The organism is Cysteiniphilum sp. QT6929, from assembly GCF_030035755.1.
Taxonomy (GTDB): Bacteria; Pseudomonadota; Gammaproteobacteria; order Francisellales; family Francisellaceae; genus Caedibacter; species Caedibacter litoralis.
In genome coordinates, this window is record NZ_CP103983.1 from 659455 (window position 1) to 678519 (window position 19065).

Annotated in this window: 18 protein-coding genes; 7 read left to right on the forward strand and 11 right to left on the reverse strand. The window is 40.3% G+C overall.

Annotated features, from left to right (window positions below; translation table 11 throughout):
• Window positions 1-242 precede the first annotated feature (242 nt).
• Genes NYP54_RS02765 through NYP54_RS02775 form a run of 3 tightly spaced genes read right to left on the reverse strand, consistent with a single transcriptional unit; the run spans window position 243 to window position 3502 of the window.
• The gene (locus NYP54_RS02765; RefSeq protein WP_283157068.1) at window positions 243-1184 is read right to left on the reverse strand and encodes an alpha-L-glutamate ligase-like protein; all 942 of its coding nucleotides are present in this window, start codon (window positions 1182-1184) and stop codon (window positions 243-245) included.
• Window positions 1185-2786, reverse strand: coding sequence for a UUP1 family membrane protein (locus tag NYP54_RS02770; RefSeq protein WP_283157069.1), 1602 nt, complete (start codon window positions 2784-2786; stop codon window positions 1185-1187). It lies immediately after the preceding gene.
• Window positions 2783-3502: an ATP-dependent zinc protease gene (locus NYP54_RS02775; protein WP_283157070.1), complete on the reverse strand. Its 720-nt coding sequence runs from the start codon at window positions 3500-3502 to the stop codon at window positions 2783-2785. Before NYP54_RS02775 ends, NYP54_RS02770 begins: the two co-directional genes overlap by 4 nt.
• Before the next feature lie 171 nt (window positions 3503-3673).
• Between NYP54_RS02775 and NYP54_RS02780 the strand changes: the two genes are divergently transcribed.
• Together NYP54_RS02780 and NYP54_RS02785 are read left to right on the forward strand one after the other, a co-directional pair.
• Window positions 3674-4276, forward strand: coding sequence for a YigZ family protein (locus NYP54_RS02780; RefSeq protein ID WP_283157071.1), 603 nt, complete (start codon window positions 3674-3676; stop codon window positions 4274-4276).
• Between the two features lie 63 nt (window positions 4277-4339).
• Entirely contained in the window at window positions 4340-5407 is a 1068-nt protein-coding gene (locus NYP54_RS02785) for a hypothetical protein (RefSeq protein ID WP_283157072.1), read from the forward strand.
• A 31-nt stretch (window positions 5408-5438) separates the two neighbouring features.
• Here NYP54_RS02785 and NYP54_RS02790 read toward each other — a convergent pair whose 3' ends face one another.
• The gene (locus NYP54_RS02790) at window positions 5439-5870 is read right to left on the reverse strand and encodes a Fur family transcriptional regulator (RefSeq protein ID WP_283157510.1); all 432 of its coding nucleotides are present in this window, start codon (window positions 5868-5870) and stop codon (window positions 5439-5441) included.
• Between the two features lie 366 nt (window positions 5871-6236).
• Here NYP54_RS02790 and ubiD point away from each other — a divergent pair, with 366 nt between their 5' ends.
• From ubiD to NYP54_RS02810, 4 genes are all read left to right on the forward strand, one after another.
• Entirely contained in the window at window positions 6237-7724 is a 1488-nt protein-coding gene (ubiD, locus tag NYP54_RS02795) for a 4-hydroxy-3-polyprenylbenzoate decarboxylase (RefSeq protein WP_283157511.1), read from the forward strand.
• 105 nt (window positions 7725-7829) lie between these two features.
• Window positions 7830-8585: a phosphatidylcholine synthase gene (locus tag NYP54_RS02800; RefSeq protein ID WP_283157073.1), complete on the forward strand. Its 756-nt coding sequence runs from the start codon at window positions 7830-7832 to the stop codon at window positions 8583-8585.
• A gap of 103 nt (window positions 8586-8688) precedes the next feature.
• A complete protein-coding gene (locus NYP54_RS02805) occupies window positions 8689-9279 on the forward strand; it encodes a UbiX family flavin prenyltransferase (protein WP_224728227.1) in 591 nt (196 codons plus the stop codon).
• A 13-nt stretch (window positions 9280-9292) separates the two neighbouring features.
• Window positions 9293-10309, forward strand: a complete 1017-nt coding sequence (locus tag NYP54_RS02810; protein ID WP_283157074.1) for a DUF475 domain-containing protein — start codon at window positions 9293-9295, stop codon at window positions 10307-10309.
• Window positions 10310-10497: 188 nt separating this feature from the next.
• Here the strand turns inward: NYP54_RS02810 and NYP54_RS02815 are convergent, their stop codons facing one another.
• From NYP54_RS02815 to gcvT, 5 genes are all read right to left on the reverse strand, one after another.
• Window positions 10498-10917, reverse strand: a complete 420-nt coding sequence (locus NYP54_RS02815) for a GIY-YIG nuclease family protein (RefSeq protein ID WP_283157075.1) — start codon at window positions 10915-10917, stop codon at window positions 10498-10500.
• On the reverse strand, window positions 10865-12319 hold the full coding sequence (gene gcvPB, locus NYP54_RS02820; RefSeq protein WP_283157076.1) for an aminomethyl-transferring glycine dehydrogenase subunit GcvPB: 1455 nt from the start codon (window positions 12317-12319) through the stop codon (window positions 10865-10867). Before gcvPB ends, NYP54_RS02815 begins: the two co-directional genes overlap by 53 nt.
• A 3-nt stretch (window positions 12320-12322) precedes the next feature.
• Entirely contained in the window at window positions 12323-13705 is a 1383-nt protein-coding gene (gene gcvPA, locus NYP54_RS02825; RefSeq protein WP_283157077.1) for an aminomethyl-transferring glycine dehydrogenase subunit GcvPA, read from the reverse strand.
• 264 nt (window positions 13706-13969) lie between these two features.
• Window positions 13970-14353, reverse strand: coding sequence for a glycine cleavage system protein GcvH (gcvH, locus tag NYP54_RS02830; protein WP_151193254.1), 384 nt, complete (start codon window positions 14351-14353; stop codon window positions 13970-13972).
• A 40-nt stretch (window positions 14354-14393) separates the two neighbouring features.
• A complete protein-coding gene (gene gcvT, locus NYP54_RS02835; RefSeq protein ID WP_283157078.1) occupies window positions 14394-15500 on the reverse strand; it encodes a glycine cleavage system aminomethyltransferase GcvT in 1107 nt (368 codons plus the stop codon).
• A 193-nt stretch (window positions 15501-15693) separates the two neighbouring features.
• Here gcvT and ylqF point away from each other — a divergent pair, with 193 nt between their 5' ends.
• Complete coding sequence (ylqF, locus tag NYP54_RS02840; RefSeq protein ID WP_283157079.1) at window positions 15694-16536, forward strand: ribosome biogenesis GTPase YlqF; 843 nt, start codon at window positions 15694-15696, stop codon at window positions 16534-16536.
• A 2-nt stretch (window positions 16537-16538) separates the two neighbouring features.
• Here ylqF and NYP54_RS02845 read toward each other — a convergent pair whose 3' ends face one another.
• Entirely contained in the window at window positions 16539-17504 is a 966-nt protein-coding gene (locus tag NYP54_RS02845) for a biotin--[acetyl-CoA-carboxylase] ligase (protein ID WP_283157080.1), read from the reverse strand.
• Window positions 17505-17644: 140 nt separating this feature from the next.
• Window positions 17645-19063, reverse strand: coding sequence for a dihydrolipoyl dehydrogenase (gene lpdA, locus NYP54_RS02850; RefSeq protein ID WP_283157081.1), 1419 nt, complete (start codon window positions 19061-19063; stop codon window positions 17645-17647).
• Window positions 19064-19065 lie beyond the last annotated feature (2 nt).

The following is a 19065-nucleotide window of genomic DNA, read 5'->3' on the forward strand; positions in this document are numbered from 1 at the left end:
ATTTGATTATAGCCACTGCTTTTATTATGTCTAATAAACTATGATCTTTTATTATCACTAACTGGAATTACGCACTTTTTCTATTTCAACACCCCGCCTCACAAGCTCGGCACCCCTCTTGCAAAGAGGGGAATTAAAATCACCATCGCCCAATTCCCCTCTTTGCAAGAGGGGTGGCAGCCGTAGGCTGACGGGGTGTTTATAAAATCATAGTTTTTCCAAGACGCCTAACTCCAGTAAAATTATAAGCGATCTAAAACATATTTAATACGCTCTTCCTTGGTCATTGGCTCATTAAGCACTGGCTTAATCAGTGCATGACGCTTTGCCAGACCAACTTGGTTCGCGATTTGAATATTAAGGCCAGGACGTGCATTTAACTCAAGCATCAGTGGTCCATGATCTTTATCTAACACCAAATCAACACCTAAATAACCTAAATTGGTCATATCATAGCTAGCACTTGCGATTTTTAGACACTCTTGCCAATGTGGCACAGTAATCCCCTCGATTTCATGTAAGGTGTCTGGGTGATGTGTGATAATCTCATTATGCCAAACCCCATGCAATGTCAAACCAGTTTTTAGATCAACGCCAGCACCAATTGCACCTTGATGCAGGTTTGCTTTGCCATTGGATTGCTGTGTTGGTAAACGCACCATTGCCATCACTGGAAAACCTTTGATCAAAATAATCCGAATATCTGGCACCCCTTGATAGGCAACTTTGGCAAAGGTTGGATCAAACTGAATCAAGTATTCAATCATCGCTTTATCAGGACGACCACCGAGTGAGTAAGCGCCGCTTAATGTCGTTGATGTGTGATAACGCAACTGATCTAGCGTCATCAATTTACCATTTGCCAAACGGTAGCGATTATTAATAAAGTGCGTAATGACCAGAATGCCCTCACCACCGGCACCTTGCGCAGGCTTTATCACAAACTGATGGCGATCGCCTAAGATCGATTGCAGATTTTTATTATCATGCTCTGAACCAATCACGCCATAAAGCTCAGGCACATTAATACCATGCTCAAGTGCCAAGGCTTTGCTCTTGAGTTTATCATCAACCAACGGGTAGTATTTGCGATCATTATATGCTTGGATATAGCCAACATTGCGATTATTAATCCCCAATACACCCGCTTGTTTTAGTGCACGCCATTTACTAATCCACCACATTTACTGATCACCTTTACCCGTTTTACCTTGCTGCTGATCATTAATTTTCTGTGCTAACGCCTCAAAGCGATAAAGCTCAGTCAAACGGTAGCCACGATAACGTCCAATTAATAACATCACAGCCATGACCACTAATAGCAATCCTGGGAATGTAAAAAACCAATACTCTAAATAGGCATTAAAGATAAAGATATAACAGATCGTTGCAGCCAACAGACTACCAATCGCAATTTTAATGGCTTCAGTGCCACCACGTTCTTCCCAAACAATCGATAAACGCTCTATCGACATGGTTAAAATAACCATTGGGAACAAGGTAATCGATAAGCCTTGAGATAGCTCCATCTTATGCATTGCAATACTAATCAATGCCATAATAAGCACAACAACACACAGAAGCATCCCAAGCCGTGGCACGACCAATAATTGTAATTTCTCAAAATAAGCTCTAAAGCTTAACCCTAAAATGACCACCAATGAAAATAAGATAATTCCCCATACCAAAGTGGTATCCTTAAAAGCTAACGCAATCAATACCGGCATAAATGTACCCAATGTCGGCACGCCGATAATAATGCGCAAAATCAAAATAATCAGCACCCCAAAAGGCACCATTAAAATGATTTTATAAATTTCCTGTGTTTGCGCAGGCAAATTAAGTAACGAAAACTCATATATATTTTGCTTCACAGTATTATTTTTAAGATCCAGATAACGCTCCATCGGGATGCTTTGTTGTGCTGCGGTAAAGGATACAAGCTTAACTGTCCCGCCCTGGACATTGACAAAATCACCATTACCACTCCACCAGGTCATCGCTTTGCTATTAGGATTATCAATATACTCACCTGTGCTAACATCATACGTATGCCAATCTTTGCCATAGTAAACTTTAATCCACGTTGGCAAGTTCTTAAGACTCAATTTATCCTCATACTCATAAGGTACCACATGAATAATCAAGTTCGGCAAATTAAGCTCAGTTAATAAATAATTAAGCAATCTTGCGCGCGTTTTTGCCGTTGGCTTGCCACTGGTCATCTCCTGCCAGAAGTACAGATTACCATCATCATTAATAAAGTTGATGGCTTGCGCAATCAAGGTGGGCGAATCTGCTGATTTCTCTGCAATCCCCTTGGCAGTGGTTAACAACGTTAATAACTTTTTAGGCTCTAAAATATCTTTTATTTTCTTTTTTTCTTTTTCAAGATCAGGGACGGTGCTTGGTGCACTTTGTGCATTACTTGCCACCGTCACATCATAAATCACCGTTTGCTTGCTATTAACCTCGCTTTTAGAGAGCACTGCCATGCGGTTATTTTTATCCTCTGAACGCAAAACGATCTTACCAAAACCGGCAGCATTAATGCTTTCATCTAGTACATCCGCCTTAACCAAGTTTGGCACCAACAAATTCACCTTTAATGATGAGTTTGTCGTATCTGGCACAATCTGCAGCTCAGCATTAAACTTCCACGTCATATTCTCATCATTAGGCCACCACGACAGCCCGAGTTTAAAATGTTGATAAAGACTAAAACCAATACCTGCAACCAACAAAATGATCAAAAGTGTGAAAAACTGCTTATTAACCTTACTCATTGCTTATCCATATCATTTGTATTGCTATCATCTGGTGACTGATCACTCGTATTATCAGCTTTCTTTGGTTGGTCTTTAGAAGCTTCAGTACCATCACTTTTTTTAGTGCTATTTATTGTTGCTTCTTTTGTTTCTTTCTCCTCTTGCTCTTTTGCCATCTTTGCAAATAGCGCTTCACAGGCACTGCCATCCATCGTGAATTTTTGTGCCGGATCGATCACAGCACCCAATTGAATCAATGCTTTACGCCCTAAGAGTAGCGGGTAATCAAAATGCGTTCTATCGGTTAAATTAACTTCAATCGTATAGATTTTGCCATCAAAGCAAACCGGCATTTCAACGACAGGGCGCTCATCATATTGATCTTTTGTGTCCTCACCGGCACGGTTTTTAATCTTCATCTCACGCTTTAACGGCAAATCATATGCTACCTTTTCAACCTTATCTTTATTACGCTTGCCCTGCTGTTCTATCGCTTCATGGGTGACATCAAAGCGCACATATTCCTTCGCATCCTTTTCGTATACGTGAATATTTGTCGCCGAAATCGAGGAAACCCCAGCCCCTGTGTCTAGCTTGGCATCCAATAACGTTTTGCTTGGTAAAATATACACATTTTCAACATAGCCATACCCTGTTTTTATATTTGCCATCGCTGTACTCGTCATTAATATGGTTGATAAAGCTAAATGTTTGATGATCTTATTTGCCTTCATTTGTTTCCCTTTAAAAATTTTTACCTTTAGGCAGTAAATTGCTTCGTAGTATAGTTATAAACTTGGCATTATGCCAATGGATATGCTATTAACTATAAAGCCTAATTATAAAGCGCCTAATAACACCATACTTGCATTAATTGAACCTTAAGAATGATAACAATATCGACTATGACAGCAAATTATTACAGCGTTGAATGCATATCACAGCATGAGATTGAGCCGATTAAAAAGTCTCGCTTTATTGCTCACTTACTGCCTTTAAAGGAGACTTCGGAGCTTCACAGTTTCTTGCAGAAACTTACCAAAGAATATGCCAATGCCAATCATCACTGTTGGGCTTATCATCTCTTTGATAATCAGCAGATGCGTTTTAATGATGATGGCGAGCCTTCAGGTTCCGCTGGCAAGCCCATCCTTAATCACCTTCAAGGCAATAAACTCATCAATGCTGCTATCGTTGTGACACGAATCTTTGGCGGCACCAAACTTGGCGTGGGCGGCTTGGTACGCGCCTATGGTCAAGCAGCTAGTGAAGTCATTAAAAATAGTCAGCTTGTGAGCTTCACACCAAGCAAAAGACTGTCACTGACCTATCAATACAGAGATACCGCATTAATTGAGCAAGTGCTACACACACTTCAATTAACACCTATTGATTCGATCTTTGGCAATGACATCACCCTGCATTTTGATATTGCATTAACTCATTGGGACACCACTTATCAAACGTTACTAGAAATGACACAAGGGCGAGTCATTATTCATCGATAAATCGCTTTGCATTTCCTCATTTTTTCTCTACCATGTGACAAATCAATTGAGTTTGAAGCAGCTATGTTACATCCAACTTACGATATTCATAAGTCTTATGACGAGAATTACAACAATGGACCCATGTGTGATTTTACTATTCCCACACGCATTTCATTAAAACCGATTAACTTGTGGGGCTACCAAATAAACTCACCCATTGGCGTGCCAGCGGGTCCTTTAATTAATGCCGAATATATTAAGCTATATGCCCAGTTAGGCTTTGATCTACCGGTGTATAAAACCGTGCGCACACTTGAACGCAAAGTGCACCCGGCACCGAACTGTTTAATGGTTGATAGTCATAAGCAACTAACCATCGATGATATTGGCCAAAATATTTACCCATTTGATCAAGCACCACAAACACCGCATGAGATTGCCATTACTAACTCTTTTGGTATTCCAAGTAAGTCGATTGAAGTCTGGCAGGCAGATATTGCCAAAGCCAATGCGTTTATGGCGCCTAATCAGCTGATGATCGTCTCATGCGTTGGCACACCTGTGACAAATCGCAGTTTTATCGATGACTTTGTTCTTTGCGCACAAAAAGCGGTTGAAGCGGGAGCTAAAGCCATTGAGCTTAATTACTCATGCCCTAATGTTGTCTCTAAAGAAGGTAGCATTTATCAAGATGCCAAGCTTTCAAGCACGATCTCAAAAGCGGTAAAAAAAGCAATCAAGGATGTGCCGCTTATGATCAAGATGGGCTATATCAAAGAAGAAGCCAAAGCATATGACATCATCAAAGCCAATGCGCCATTTGTTGATGGTATTGCGGCGATTAATACCATTTCAATGCAAGCAAGAAATAAAGATAACAGCCAAGCACTTCCTGGTGAAGGACGCTTAAATAGTGGCATTTGCGGCAGTATTATTAAAAATCTATCGCTTGAAATGACTAAACGCATTCATAAGATACGCAAAGAGAATCACTTTGATTTTGTGCTTTGTGGTGTCGGTGGTATTGTTTGCCCTGAAGATATTGATGATTACCTAAACGCGGGGGCTGATATTGCCATGAGTGCAACAGGTGCCATGTGGAATCCATTATTAGCGCATGATTGGCAGAAGTTGCAGACAACAAAATAGTCGCTAACTCACGCGCTTTTTTTATTCTTCTTTATTTTTTCTTTTTCTTATTCAAACAATCCTTGCATTCGATATAGAGCACAGAACTATGCTCAACAAGATTGCCACCTAGCTCTTCGACTGCTTTCATTTGTCTTGCTTCAATCACATGATCAACAAATTCTTCCACCTTGTGACATTTAACACAGATCATATGATCATGGTGATCATCTGAATCAAGCTCATACACCGCCTGCTCGCGACCAAGGTTTAGGCGCTGCAAAAGTCCTGCTGACTCAAATTGTGCCAAGACACGATAAACCGTCGCAATACCGATATCTTCTTCTTTTTCTTTAACGATTCGATAAACATCGTCCGCAGATAAGTGACGCTGATCTGATTCCTCAAAAATACGTAATATTTTCAGTCGTTGTTGCGTGATCTTCAATCCTGCCTGTTTTAAATCTTCTTTTCCTAATGACATTTGTGTATAAGCACTCATTAAATTCGTCAATGCTAGACATTCTAACCCGATCATTTCGATAAATGAAGAAGTCACTACTGCAAAATTTTCAGTTGTTTATCTATTGCCAAACAAAAACAGTTGCTTTCAGCCCCCTCACCCGTGCAGCTTATGCGGCACGACCTCTCCCGCAAGGGGGAGGTTATTTCACGTTGGCTGAGCGTTAGTTGAAGCCATTATGCAATCACTCAACCGTACCCTTCGACTATGCTTAGGGGACGGTTAATACTTTACACTTTTGAGAAATCAAAGCGTTATACTTGCTTTTTTGCATCGTGAATCATTACCATAAGTGCCATCTTTAGATAAATTGATAAGACATTTATGCTGAACTACAAAGACTTACGCGAATTTTTAGATCACTTGGAGGAAATAGGTGAGCTAAAACGCATCAAACAAGAAGTATCGCCCTTTCTGGAGATGACTGAGATCTCATCGCGCGTACTGCACAACAAAGGACCCGCTCTTTTATTTGAAACCCCGAAAAATCATCATATGCCAGTGTTAACCAACTTATTTGGCACTGAAAAGCGCATTGCGTTGGCACTTGGTGCAGATGATGTCAGTCAACTGCGTGAGATTGGTAAACTTTTGGCTTATTTAAAAGAACCTGAACCACCAAAGGGTCTTAAAGATGCTTGGGATAAAATGCCGATTTTAAAGCAAGTCTTGAAAATGTCACCTAAGGTCATCAAAAATGCCCCGTGTCGAGAGGTAAGCATCAACAAAGAAGACATTGATTTTTATCAAATGCCAATACAAACCTGCTGGCCTGGAGATATTGCCCCACTTGTGACATGGGGCTTAACCATCACCAATAGCATTCGCAAAGAGCGTTTAAATCTAGGCATTTATCGCCAACAGGTCATTGGTAAGAATCGCCTTATTATGCGCTGGCTTCATCATCGCGGTGGTGCACTTGATTACCAGGCTTGGTGCAAAGCAAATCCTGAGAAGCCTTTTCCGGTATGCGTGGCATTGGGTGCAGATCCCGCGACTACTTTAGGAGCCGTAACACCCATTCCTGATACGCTCTCTGAGTATGCTTTTGCCGGATTATTGCGTGGTAGTAAAACCGAGCTCACTCCCTCGATACTTCATGGTGAAGATATTATGGTGCCAGCGCATGCTGAGATCATTTTAGAGGGTTTCATATATCCAAATGATGTCGCTGAGGAAGGTCCCTTTGGTGATCACACCGGCTATTATAATGAAGTTGAAAAGTTTCCTGTATTCACCGTTGAGAAAATCACTCATCGCAAAAACCCGATTTATCACAGCACCTATACTGGGCGACCACCAGATGAGCCGGCTATTTTAGGTGTTGCCTTTAATGAGATATTCGTGCCCATCATTCAAAAGCAATTCCCTGAGATTGTTGATTTCTATTTGCCACCTGAAGGTTGTTCCTATCGCTTGGCAGTCGTTAGTATCAAAAAGCAATACCCAGGACACGCCAAACGCGTGATGATGGGTGTTTGGTCATTCTTGCGCCAATTCATGTATACCAAGTTTGTGATTATTGTTGATGATGATATCAATACCCGCTCGTGGGAGGATGTGATCTGGGCAATTACCACTCGTATGGATCCGACAAGAGATACGACCTTGATCGATAATACACCGATTGATTATTTGGATTTTGCCTCGCCTGTTGCTAGCCTAGGCTCGAAAATGGGACTAGATGCAACCAATAAACTCCCTGGTGAAACAATGCGCGAATGGGGAGAAGTGATCACCATGCGCCAAGATATTATTGATAAGATTGATGCGATCTGGGCAGATTTAGGGATCGATAATGACTCAAAAGCCTAAGCAGCCCAAAGCCTTCTTCACGTTAAGGCAGAATAATTTTTACAACTTCCTATCTTAAGGTTTTTTTGCTACCCTATGCGGACTTTGAGTTTACTTTAAAAACCTATGCCTATTTTTTTTCAACGTATTTACGCATGGTTCGTACATTTATTTACCGCTAGTGGCGCTGTTTTCTCGGTACTGGCACTAACCAGCTCAGCACAAGCTTATGCGGCTAAACTATTAGGAAACCATCTTGATTATATCCATTATTTAAAGCTTTCTTTTTTATATGTCGTCATTGCGATTTTAATTGATGCCGCTGATGGCACATTAGCACGTCGTGTTGATATCAAAAAGCTAGCCCCTTTAGATGGTGGCTTATTAGATAATATTATTGATTTTACCAATTACGCGGTTATCCCTGCTGTGTGGGTTTATATCACCGACGTCGTACCTGATGGCTTTAAAACACTTGCGCTTATCTTGATCATGCTTGCCTCATGCTATCAATTTTGCCAACTTGATGCTAAAACCAAAGATCACTTCTTTAAAGGCTTTCCAAGCTATTGGAATCTGGCAATTTATTATCTGATTTATTTCCAGTTCTCGGGAACCACTAACTTTGTAATTATTGTCGCTCTGACGATTTTGACCTTTGTGCCGATTAAATACATTTATCCATCACGCATGAATTATCTAAGCAAACGTAAATCAGTTATTTCATTAATGTTTATTTACACATTGATATGGGGTGCGGCAACGATTGCTTCAGCGCTTATTTGGCCAGTAGCCAACGCCATTTTAACTTGGACGATTGTTAGTTATATTTTGGTCTATTTTCTATTTAGTCTTTATCGCACGCTAAAGCCTTTAAACTAGCTGTAAATAATAAGATGTATAAAGTATTGGGCGTATACAATACGCCCCTACAAAAACATCTATAAAATACCGCACCTGTCATATATACTCCCAACCAATTTAAATGATGACTTTATTATTCAAGCACATGCTTAAACATAATCGAATTATTATTGCGTTATCCGGTGCCACCGGCATTGAATATGCTGTCAGAATGCTTAAAGTTTTAAAAGTGCAAGGCATTGAAACGCATCTAATCGTATCAAAACCCGCTGAGATGACGCGTGAATACGAAACAGCGTATCGCTCACAAGAGATCAAATCCTTAGCGCATAGCTATTATGCTAATGCTGATATTGGCGCTAAAATTGCCAGTGGTTCCTATCCAACCGATGGCATGATCATCATTCCCTCATCGACCAAAACCTTGGCTGAAATCGCTAATGGCATAGGGGATTCGTTAATCGCACGTGCTGCGGATGTCGTGCTCAAAGAGCGACGTAAACTGATTATTTGCTTAAGAGAAACCCCTTTTAGCTTAATACACATTGAAAATATGCAGAAAGCGACATTAGCAGGTGCAATTATCATGCCGCCTGTACCTGCTTTTTATCACAAACCGCAAACGCTTGATGACATCATCGATGACTTTGTTTATCGTACACTCGATGTTTTTGGACTAAATTTACCACAAATGAAACAATGGCAAGGATAGAAGGATAAAAAACATGCATCAAAACCTTAAGTATTTTTACAGTGCTTTTTTCATTACGATTGTTGGCATTATTGCCGCAGTCATGCTTGAACCAACACACAAAGCCTATGCGCTTTATTTGATTCTGGTTTTGGCACTCTTGGAGATTTCATTGAGTTTTGATAATGCAGTCGTTAATGCTAAAGTATTGGCGAAAATGCCTAAAAAATGGCAAAAAATATTTATCTGGATTGGTTTGCCAATTGCTGTATTTGGTATGCGCTTAATATTTCCTATCCTCTTGGTCAGTGTGACGACAAGCCTATCCTTTCTTGATGTCTTTAAGCTAGCTACTAATGATCCTGCGGCTTATCAACACGCCTTAGAGCTTGGCTTTCCTACGATCTGCGCATTTGGTGGTGGATTTCTGATCATGGTGTTTTTGAAGTTTTTCGTTGCTGAGAAACATGATCTTCACTGGATCCCAGCAATTGAAGAAAATAGATTTATTAGCCTGATTCGCGACTATCCAGGTGGCTATATTATCTTTGCATTAATTATTGGCTTTATCGTTATTTACAATGCAGATAGCAATCAAGGGGGTACACTAGCACTTGCCTTTTTAATGGGCTTAATGGTGCATGAAGCATTAGGTATTTTAAATCATGCTTTTGGTAGCAATATGACCGGCAAGGTTATGCAAAATGGTCTTATGGGCTTTTTATATCTTGAGGTATTAGATGCATCTTTCAGCTTTGATGGTGTTATTGGTGCCTTCGCCATTTCAACAAATATCTTTATTATCATGATTGGTTTGGGTATTGGTGCGATGTATGTGCGCTCACTAACCATCTTCTTTGTTGAGCATCAGACCTTAACGAAATTTCGCTACCTTGAGCATGGCGCACATTATGCTATTGGCTTTTTGGCGATTATTATGTTTATCAAGATCTACACTCATGTACCAGAATGGTTAACAGGGACTGTTGGGATTGGTTTAATTATCGTGGCATTTGTTCACTCAAATATTGCAAACAAACGCTCGAAATAACCTCTTGGTAATGAATCAAGAATAAGTTGTACTTTAATTTCCCCCTCACCCGCGCAGCTTAATGCTGCACGACCTCTCCCACAAGGGGCGAGGTTCTAGCTGATGCAACTTATTCATACATCGTTACTCACTTGCCTTCGACTTACGCTCAGGCAACGTGGTCATATGATGAGGAAGGTGCCCCCCTATCAATGATCTTCTGGTGAATTTTTGCTCTTATTAGAATTTCGGCAAATCGATAATATATGTAACTGATTATAATCACCTTGAATTAAGGCTTCTTTTTTCTTTCGACTCCAGCCTTGAATTTGCTTTTCTCGAGCATAAGCCTCATCAATTCGATCAAATTGTTCAACAAATACTAACTTTACTGGCAAACGCTTACGTGTATGATTTGCTCCTTGGCCATTTTGATGCTCCCACAGCCTAAGCTCAACATTCTTGGTGCTCCCTGTGTAATAACTTCCATCACTACATTCAAGTATATAAACAAATGCTTGCATAAGCTTATTCCCCGTTGGCTGAGCGTCAGTCGAAGCCAAACACTCTACTTTGTTAACAACATTGCCCAAAGACAACGTCAAGCTCGCGCACGGCTTTAACATCATCAACGCGCTTTACCGGTTGCGTTAACGGCGCTTGTTTCATTTTCTCAGGATTTGTTCGCGCTAGCTCACGAATTTCAATCATTGCATTAACAAACTGATCCATTTGCTCACGCGTTTCCGTCTCCGTCGGCTCAATCAATAAGCATTCAGGCACTAACAATGGAAAATACATCGTTGGCGCATGCATATCATGATCTAGAAGCTGCTTAGCAAAATCATTGGCATTAATACCATAAGCTTTTTTCTCAGGTGCTAATGAGACGATAAACTCATGTGACGCACGACGATCAGGTAATGCAATGGTAAAGCCTGCCAACTTCAAACGTGCCATCATATAGTTGGCATTTAACGTAGCGATTTCTGAGGCTTTGGTTAAACCATTGCCACCCAATGTTTTAAGGTAAACATAAGCACGAATCAACACGCCAACATTACCCATAAAAGCATGCATCGCACCAATGGTTTGTGGAATAGCCTCTTTACCTTTAATGCGATAGATATCACCCTCTTTAACAATGGTTGGCACTGGCAGATAAGGCAATAAACGTTTATTCACGGCAATAGGTCCACCTCCTGGTCCACCACCGCCATGAGGTGTTGCAAAGGTTTTGTGAACATTCATATGCATTACATCAAAGCCCATCTTGCCTGGTTTGGCTTTACCCATAATCGCATTTAAATTCGCACCATCATAATACAAAAGCCCGCCTGCCTCATGCACAAGCTTAGCCACCTGTTCGATATCACGTTCAAATACGCCCATCGTTGATGGGTTAGTTAGCATAATCCCTGCCGTATTAGGTCCTAGGACTTTCTTTAAAGCCTCAATATCAATGTCACCGGTTTTAAGTGATGTTGGGATCTCAATCACTTTGCACCCTGCCATGACTGCCGTAGCTGGATTGGTACCATGTGCGGCATCCGGCACAATGATTTCATTGCGATGCGCTTCATTATTAGCAATATGATACGCTCTGATCATCTGCACTCCAGCAAACTCACCTTGAGCACCGGCACAAGGCACAAGTGACACACCATCCATACCAGTGACTTCGCTTAAGATTTCCTGTAATTCATAGAGCATCTCCAACAAACCCTGCTGTGTCAACTCATCCTGATAGGGATGAATATTTAATACCGATGGGTTAAACGCACACTTCAACGCAATACGTGGATTGTATTTCATCGTGCATGAACCCAATGGATAAAACTGCGTATCAATTGAGAAGTTCTTTTGCGATAACTTGGTGAAATGACGTAAGACTTCAAGCTCACCTAATTCTGGTAATAAGGGTTTATCATCGCGCAAATGCTTTTGGTCAAAATGGATAATATCTGACACTGCCCACTTTTGTGAATTTGCTCTACGGTTTTCCGCTGATTTTTCAAAACTAACTGTCATTGATTATACCTCTGCTGCACAGGTTGCTAGAACTTTTGTTAATACATCGACATAGCGATTTAGATCCGTCTCATTGTGCACTTCAGTGACACACACTAATAAGCTATTGACCTGTTGAGCATCAAATTGCCCAAGATCATAACCTAACTGAACTTGCTCTTTAGTCGCAAGCGCCTTAGCTTCTTTGGCTGAAATCGGCAAGTCTACAACCATTTCATACATATAATTATGTGTAAAACGAACTTTAACACCTGATATCTTTGATAGCTTATCTATCAATCGATACGTGTTTTGGTGGGATTGTAATGCCACTTCTTTTAAGCCAACAGCCCCCATCAATGTCATATAAACTGTTGCTGCTGTGACAAGTAAGCCTTGATTTGAACAAATATTTGATGTTGCTTTCGCGCGTCTAATATGCTGCTCACGCGCTTGAAGTGTCAAACAAAATGCCTCTTTACCATCAACATCAACCGTGCGTCCGACAATGCGCCCTGGCATTTGACGCGATAGCTCTTCCTTTGTGGTAATAAAACCAAAATAAGGACCACCTCCACTTAAAGGCAAGCCTAGACTTTGACCATCGCCACAAGCAATATCGGCACCATCTTCCTCTTCTCCCCAATAGCCAGGTGCCTTTAACAAGCCTAGCGTCATTGGATTGACAAAACCAATAACCATTACTGAAGATTCATGTGCCCAATCGGTTATTGCATCAAACTCGGTAATCTGACCATAGAAGTTAACTTGCGGCACGATAACAGCGGAATAATCACCCACTTCAATTTCAGGTAAATCATCAATTTCAGTTTTACCAACGCTTGGATTTGGCGTTAAAAACTCAAGTTCAACCCCTTGGGCATGTGTCATGGACTTAATCACATTAACATACTGCGGAAAAATCGCATCGGTGATAAGCACTTTTTTACTCTTGATTTTCTTATTGGCACGCACCGCCATCAACACGCTCTCAGCTAACGCTGTAGCGCCATCGTACATCGAGGCATTAGAGATATCCATGCCCGTTAATGAAGCGATCATTGTCTGATATTCATAGATCACCTGCAATGTCCCTTGTGAGGCTTCTGCCTGATATGGGGTATATGAAGTATAAAACTCGCCACGACTAATCACATCCGTGACAATCGCTGGTGTGTAATGCTGATAAGCACCCGCACCAATAAAGTTGGTTTGCGGGATATTTTTAGCGCACTTGTCATTAAACAAACGATGCATTTGGCACTCATTTAAACCATCTGCCAAGTTTAAATGACTTTTACTCTTAATCGATTGGGGAATTTCATCAAATAAGTCTTCAACTTTTTTTGCTCCAATCGTATAAAGCATCATATCAATGTCACGCTCGGTATGCGGCACAAAAGGCATATAGGCTCCTTATATCATGATAAAAAATAAGTTGTACTACTTATCACCTCGCCCCTTGCGGGAGAGGTCGTGCAGCATTAAGCTGCACGGGTGAGGGGTAATCAAAGTGCAACTTATTTTTCATTAGTTACTATGTTTTTATCATCTTACTTACAAGAGCGTATTCAATACGCCCCTACTTACATTTAAAATCATATTTTGTCATTACAAACAAAAACGCCCGATGTCATCACAGCTCATCGGGCGTCTCTTTATATGCCAAACTTAAGCATCAAGCTCATCTGCATATTCTTCTGCAGACAATAAATCATCTAACTCGGTTGGATCATCCATTTTAATTTTGAATAACCAGCCCTCATCATAGCACCCTTCATTAACCATTGACGGTGAATCAATCAATGCCTCATTAACTTCAACAATTGTTCCTGATACTGGTGCATAAACATCCGATGCTGCTTTAACTGATTCAACAACACAAACATCGTCACCAGCTTTTACTTCATCATCCAATTCAGGCAGCTCAACAAACACAAGCTCACCGGCACTTGATTGCGCAAAATCATCAATCCCACAAACGGCAATATCACCCTCAACACGCACCCACTCATGTGACTTGCTGTAGCGACACTCTTCTCTTATTTCTGCCATTTTTTTCTCCTTAGGTTTTATATGTCATTCATTAATGGTATTAATTTTCAGTCACTGCTTTTTGGCATTCTCTATATACTTTTTCGCCTTTGCGTACAAAAGGAAACTGCACAATTTTAGCTGGTACTTGTTTATTGCGAATTTCAACAAATACACTCTCAGCATCTTTAGGGATACGTGCAAGCGCTATACTTTCAGATAGTGTTGGTGAGAAAGTGCCACTGGTGATAACCCCTGTTTTACTACTTCCTTCCACCACAACCTTTTGACCATGACGCAATACACCGCGATCCAAAAGCACCAAGCCGACAAGCTTGCTATCAATCGCAGGTTTTTTATTTAGTAACGCCTCTTTACCAACAAAGTCGCGATCATCGGTTAATGATACTGTCCACATTAATGCTGATTCTACAGGTGTTGTCGTTTGATCCATATCTTGGGAATAAAGATTCATCCCCGCCTCTAAGCGTAACGTATCGCGTGAAGCTAGACCACAAGGGATTACATCCTCGTCAATCAACTTATCCCAAAATGCACATACTTCACTTGCAGGTAGTGAGATTTCATAGCCATCTTCACCGGTATAACCAGTGCGTGCAATCATCCACTCACCATTTTTGTACATACTAAATGGTTTTAAGCTTTTAACTTCTGCTATGGCTAAACTGCTCAGTGCCGCATCAGCCTTTTGCCGCGCCTCTGGCCCTTGCACAGCAATAATTGCCAAATCATCACGCACATTAATCTTTACATCAAAAGCTTCTTTATGTTTATTCATCCACTCAACATCTGTTGTGCGATTACCGGCATTAATCACCAACCGAATAAAGTCATCCCTAAAATGATAGGCAATAAGATCATCAACAATGCCTGCCTCTTCATTGAGCATGCAAGAATACAATGCCTTACCTTGTGGTATTTTATTAATATCATTGGCTAATAAAAATCGAATAAAGCGCTTTGCGTCCTTGCCAACAATATCAACCGTTAGCATGTGACTAACATCAAACATGCCGGCACTTTTGCGTACCGCATGATGCTCTTCAATCACGCCCTGATATTGAATAGGCATCTCCCAGCCAGCAAAGTCAACCATTCGTGCATTGTGTTGTAAATGCTTTTCATATAAAGGTGTTCTTAATCCCATGAATAACCTCGTATGGCTTAATCCTCTTACGTCGAGGGCTCATTATAGCCAAAAGAAAATAGTGAATAAATCGCTAATTGGCAGAAATTTACAGAATTTAAATTCCCCTCACCCGTTTCTTCATATTGTTTACTTCACTAGGCAAATACGCTAAGGTAGCCATCAATTTACTATAAATATATTTTACCTTACGATGATTCACTGGTTTCCAGGGCATATGCACAAAGCAACAAAAGAGCTTATGAAGCTTATGCCACAAATTGACATTGCAATTGAAGTTGTTGACGCGCGCGCTCCTGAAGCAAGTGCAAATCCGGTATTGCATGAAGCAGCCAAAAGCAAACCGATTATTAAGATTCTCTCTAAATCTGATCTTGCTGATCCCAAAGTCACCAAACAATGGCTTCAGTTTTATAATGGTAAGGCAATTGCCTTGGATATTGCTCGTGATAAAAAAAGCGCGCAAAAGATCATTCAATTATGTAAAAAACAACTACCCAATCGCGGTACGCTTTTAAAGCCAATACGTGCGGTTATTTTTGGCATTCCTAATGTTGGTAAATCAACACTTATTAATAGTCTTGCCAAGCGTAAAATCGCACAAACGGGCAATGAACCTGCAGTCACTAAAAGGCAGCAAAAAATTGAGATTGAAAAACATTTTTATCTTAATGACACACCAGGGATTATGTTCCCAAGCCCGAAGGATGAAGGTTGTGGCTTTAAGCTTGCTGCTATTGGTTCGATTCGTGATACTGCCATGGATTACCCAACAACTGCTTATTTTATGCTGCAACTATTAAAAGAAGATTACTCTGGGGTATTAAATTCTCGTTACAAAATTACTGAAGACTCCGAAGATTTAGAACAGATGCTTACAGAAGCTGGCAAAACACTAGGGCAGCAGCATATGCATCATATTGCCGAGAAGCTTATTCAAGACTTTCGCCAAGGCAGAATAGGAAAAATAACCTTAGAAACACCTGAGAATTATTTGAAATTTCAGGTGGCTGAAGATATTGAAGAAGATATCTAAATTTAGCTTTTTTTAATAACAGAAGCTTCACCTGAAGAAAATACGCGTTCACTATTTCCAACTTTAAGCTTCAATTGACCTAATGCATTGACACCATTAGCAACACCGGTAATCACTTCTTTATTTAAAATATTTAAACCAATGGTTTTGCCTTTTAAGTAATCATACTTATCATAATCTTCAATAAAGATACTAAAATCCTTGTTTTCAAATCGCTCTAAAGTTGAGATCAGTTCATTGCTAATGCCGATGGCTAAGTCATTGCGATCAATATAATAATTTAACTCACTTGTCAATGATGTCCAGTCTTGTGTGATATCATCGCGTTGCTGCATATTAACATTAATACCAACACCAATCACGATCTGGCTTTGCGCATTGGACTCGGCTTTAACCTCAATTAAAATACCTGAAAGTTTTTTAGCATTGATATAAATATCATTTGGCCATTTGATTTTAATATCTAATGTTGGATATTTATTCACTAAAGCTTTTGCAACACTCACTGCCACTGCCAAACTCAAGCCTGACAGCTCACTTAATTCTTTGTGTAAGCTCACCTTCAATGAGTAATATAGATTCTCAGCAAAAGGCGAGCACCACACACGATCAAAACGTCCTTTTCCTTGGCGCTGCTCTTCTGCGATACAAATATGATACTTACTTTTAAGCGCTGAATTCTGCAAGTAAGTATTCGTTGAATCAACAGTTGTTAAGCATTCAAGCGCTATGTTTGTCACCTCAACAGCTGCTAAAATCTTTGCTTGATCAAGCATAATAAGCGGTGATTGTAACTTATATCCATGAACACGATGCGACTCAATCGCTATATGATAATCATTTTGCAGTTTTTGAATCGCTTTCCATACCGCGGCGCGTGTAATTCCAAGCGCATTACCGATGGTCGTACCATCAATATAAGTCTCATGACTTAGCTGCTTTAAAATCTCTAACGTTGTTGTATTCAATTATGATTACTCCATTGTGTAACTGTGTCTTTTATTGACACATTCAGCAATATTGACAGTAAGGAAATAAAAACATGCCCCAAAGAGCATGTCTTGATATGATATTAAAAATTTAAAAGGTAATGTTGTCGTAATTAGAGTTACTTCTTCTTAGGCGCATAAATATCAGTTGCTGTACCCTCATAAACCTCTGTCGCCATCATCAACGTTTCAGAAAGGGTTGGGTGTGGGTGAATCGTCAATGAGATATCTTCAGCATCACAGCCCATTTCAATGGCTAATGCCGCTTCAGCAATTAACTCACCAGCGTTTGGACCAACAATACCTGCACCGATGATGACATGGTTCTCATCATAAAGGACTTTAGTCATCCCTTCATTGCGCCCAATACTAAGGGATCTGCCGCTAGCTGCCCATGGGAATACACCCTTGTCATATTTGATACCTTTTTCTTTGGCTTCTTTTTCAGTCACACCAACCCATGCTACTTCAGGGTCAGTATAAGCAACTGCTGGTATGCATTTTGGTTCAAAGTAATGCTTCATACCACAAATCACTTCAGCAGCAATACGCCCCTCAGGCACTGCTTTGTGTGCTAACATTGGCTGACCAACTACGTCCCCTATCGCATAAATATGTGGGATATTTGTTTTCAACTGATTATCAACAGCGATAAAGCCACGTTCATCAACGTTAACGCCTGCTTTCTCAGCATCAATTAATTTACCATTTGGTGTACGTCCAACCGCCAACAAAATGCGATCAAAGCGCTCATCTTTAGCAGCTTTTTTACCTTCCATTGAAACATAAAGACCATCTTTTTTCGCTTCAACTTTCGTCACTTTAGTCTCTAAGCGAATATCATAACGCTTAGCCATCATTTTCTCATAAGGCTTAACGATATCTTTATCGGCAGCACCCATTAATTGATCCATAAACTCAACAACGGTAATCTCAGTACCTAATTCACTATAAACTTGCGCCATTTCAAGACCGATGATACCGCCACCAATAACGAGCATCTTCTTCGGCACCTCTTTCATTTCTAGTGCGCCTGTTGAATCCATAATACGTGGATCTTCTGGAATAAATGGTAATTTAATTGAGCTAGAACCCACCGCAATAATCGCGTTTTCAAACGCAATCTTTTTAACGCCATCTTTTGTTTCAACCGCGATTTCATTAGCACCTGTAAACTTACCATAGCCTTGAACAATCTCAACTTTACGTTGCTTTGCTAACCCCTTTAAGCCGCCTGTTAGCTGACCAACAATCTTATCTTTATAACCTAAAATTTTATCTTTATTGAAAGTTAAATTATCAAAACTAATCAAGCCATCTTTTTCTAAATGACGCGCTTCATTAATGACTTTAGCGACATGCAACAACGCTTTTGATGGGATACATCCAACATTCAAACACACACCACCAATTGAGTCATAACGCTCAATAAGTACAACCTTTTTACCTAAATCTGCCGCACGAAATGCTGCACTATAACCGCCAGGTCCACTACCTAAGACAACGACTTCTGTTTTAATATTGTTTACATCACTCATTT

Excerpts from the sequence above, each read along its gene's own strand:
- lpdA (WP_283157081.1), bottom strand. The coding sequence starts at position 19,063 with ATGAGTGATGTAAACAATATTAAAACAGAAGTCGTTGTCTTAGGTAGT.
- NYP54_RS02790 (WP_283157510.1), bottom strand. The coding sequence starts at position 5,870 with ATGTCATTAGGAAAAGAAGATTTAAAACAGGCAGGATTGAAGATCACG.
- NYP54_RS02800 (WP_283157073.1), top strand. The coding sequence starts at position 7,830 with ATGCCTATTTTTTTTCAACGTATTTACGCATGGTTCGTACATTTATTT.
- gcvT (WP_283157078.1), bottom strand. The coding sequence starts at position 15,500 with ATGGGATTAAGAACACCTTTATATGAAAAGCATTTACAACACAATGCA.
- gcvH (WP_151193254.1), bottom strand. The coding sequence starts at position 14,353 with ATGGCAGAAATAAGAGAAGAGTGTCGCTACAGCAAGTCACATGAGTGG.
- NYP54_RS02785 (WP_283157072.1), top strand. The coding sequence starts at position 4,340 with ATGTTACATCCAACTTACGATATTCATAAGTCTTATGACGAGAATTAC.
- NYP54_RS02805 (WP_224728227.1), top strand. The coding sequence starts at position 8,689 with ATGATGACTTTATTATTCAAGCACATGCTTAAACATAATCGAATTATT.
- gcvPA (WP_283157077.1), bottom strand. The coding sequence starts at position 13,705 with ATGCCTTTTGTGCCGCATACCGAGCGTGACATTGATATGATGCTTTAT.
- gcvPB (WP_283157076.1), bottom strand. The coding sequence starts at position 12,319 with ATGACAGTTAGTTTTGAAAAATCAGCGGAAAACCGTAGAGCAAATTCA.
- NYP54_RS02770 (WP_283157069.1), bottom strand. The coding sequence starts at position 2,786 with ATGAGTAAGGTTAATAAGCAGTTTTTCACACTTTTGATCATTTTGTTG.
- NYP54_RS02815 (WP_283157075.1), bottom strand. The coding sequence starts at position 10,917 with ATGATGTTAAAGCCGTGCGCGAGCTTGACGTTGTCTTTGGGCAATGTT.
- NYP54_RS02810 (WP_283157074.1), top strand. The coding sequence starts at position 9,293 with ATGCATCAAAACCTTAAGTATTTTTACAGTGCTTTTTTCATTACGATT.
- ylqF (WP_283157079.1), top strand. The coding sequence starts at position 15,694 with ATGATTCACTGGTTTCCAGGGCATATGCACAAAGCAACAAAAGAGCTT.
- NYP54_RS02780 (WP_283157071.1), top strand. The coding sequence starts at position 3,674 with ATGACAGCAAATTATTACAGCGTTGAATGCATATCACAGCATGAGATT.
- NYP54_RS02775 (WP_283157070.1), bottom strand. The coding sequence starts at position 3,502 with ATGAAGGCAAATAAGATCATCAAACATTTAGCTTTATCAACCATATTA.
- NYP54_RS02765 (WP_283157068.1), bottom strand. The coding sequence starts at position 1,184 with ATGTGGTGGATTAGTAAATGGCGTGCACTAAAACAAGCGGGTGTATTG.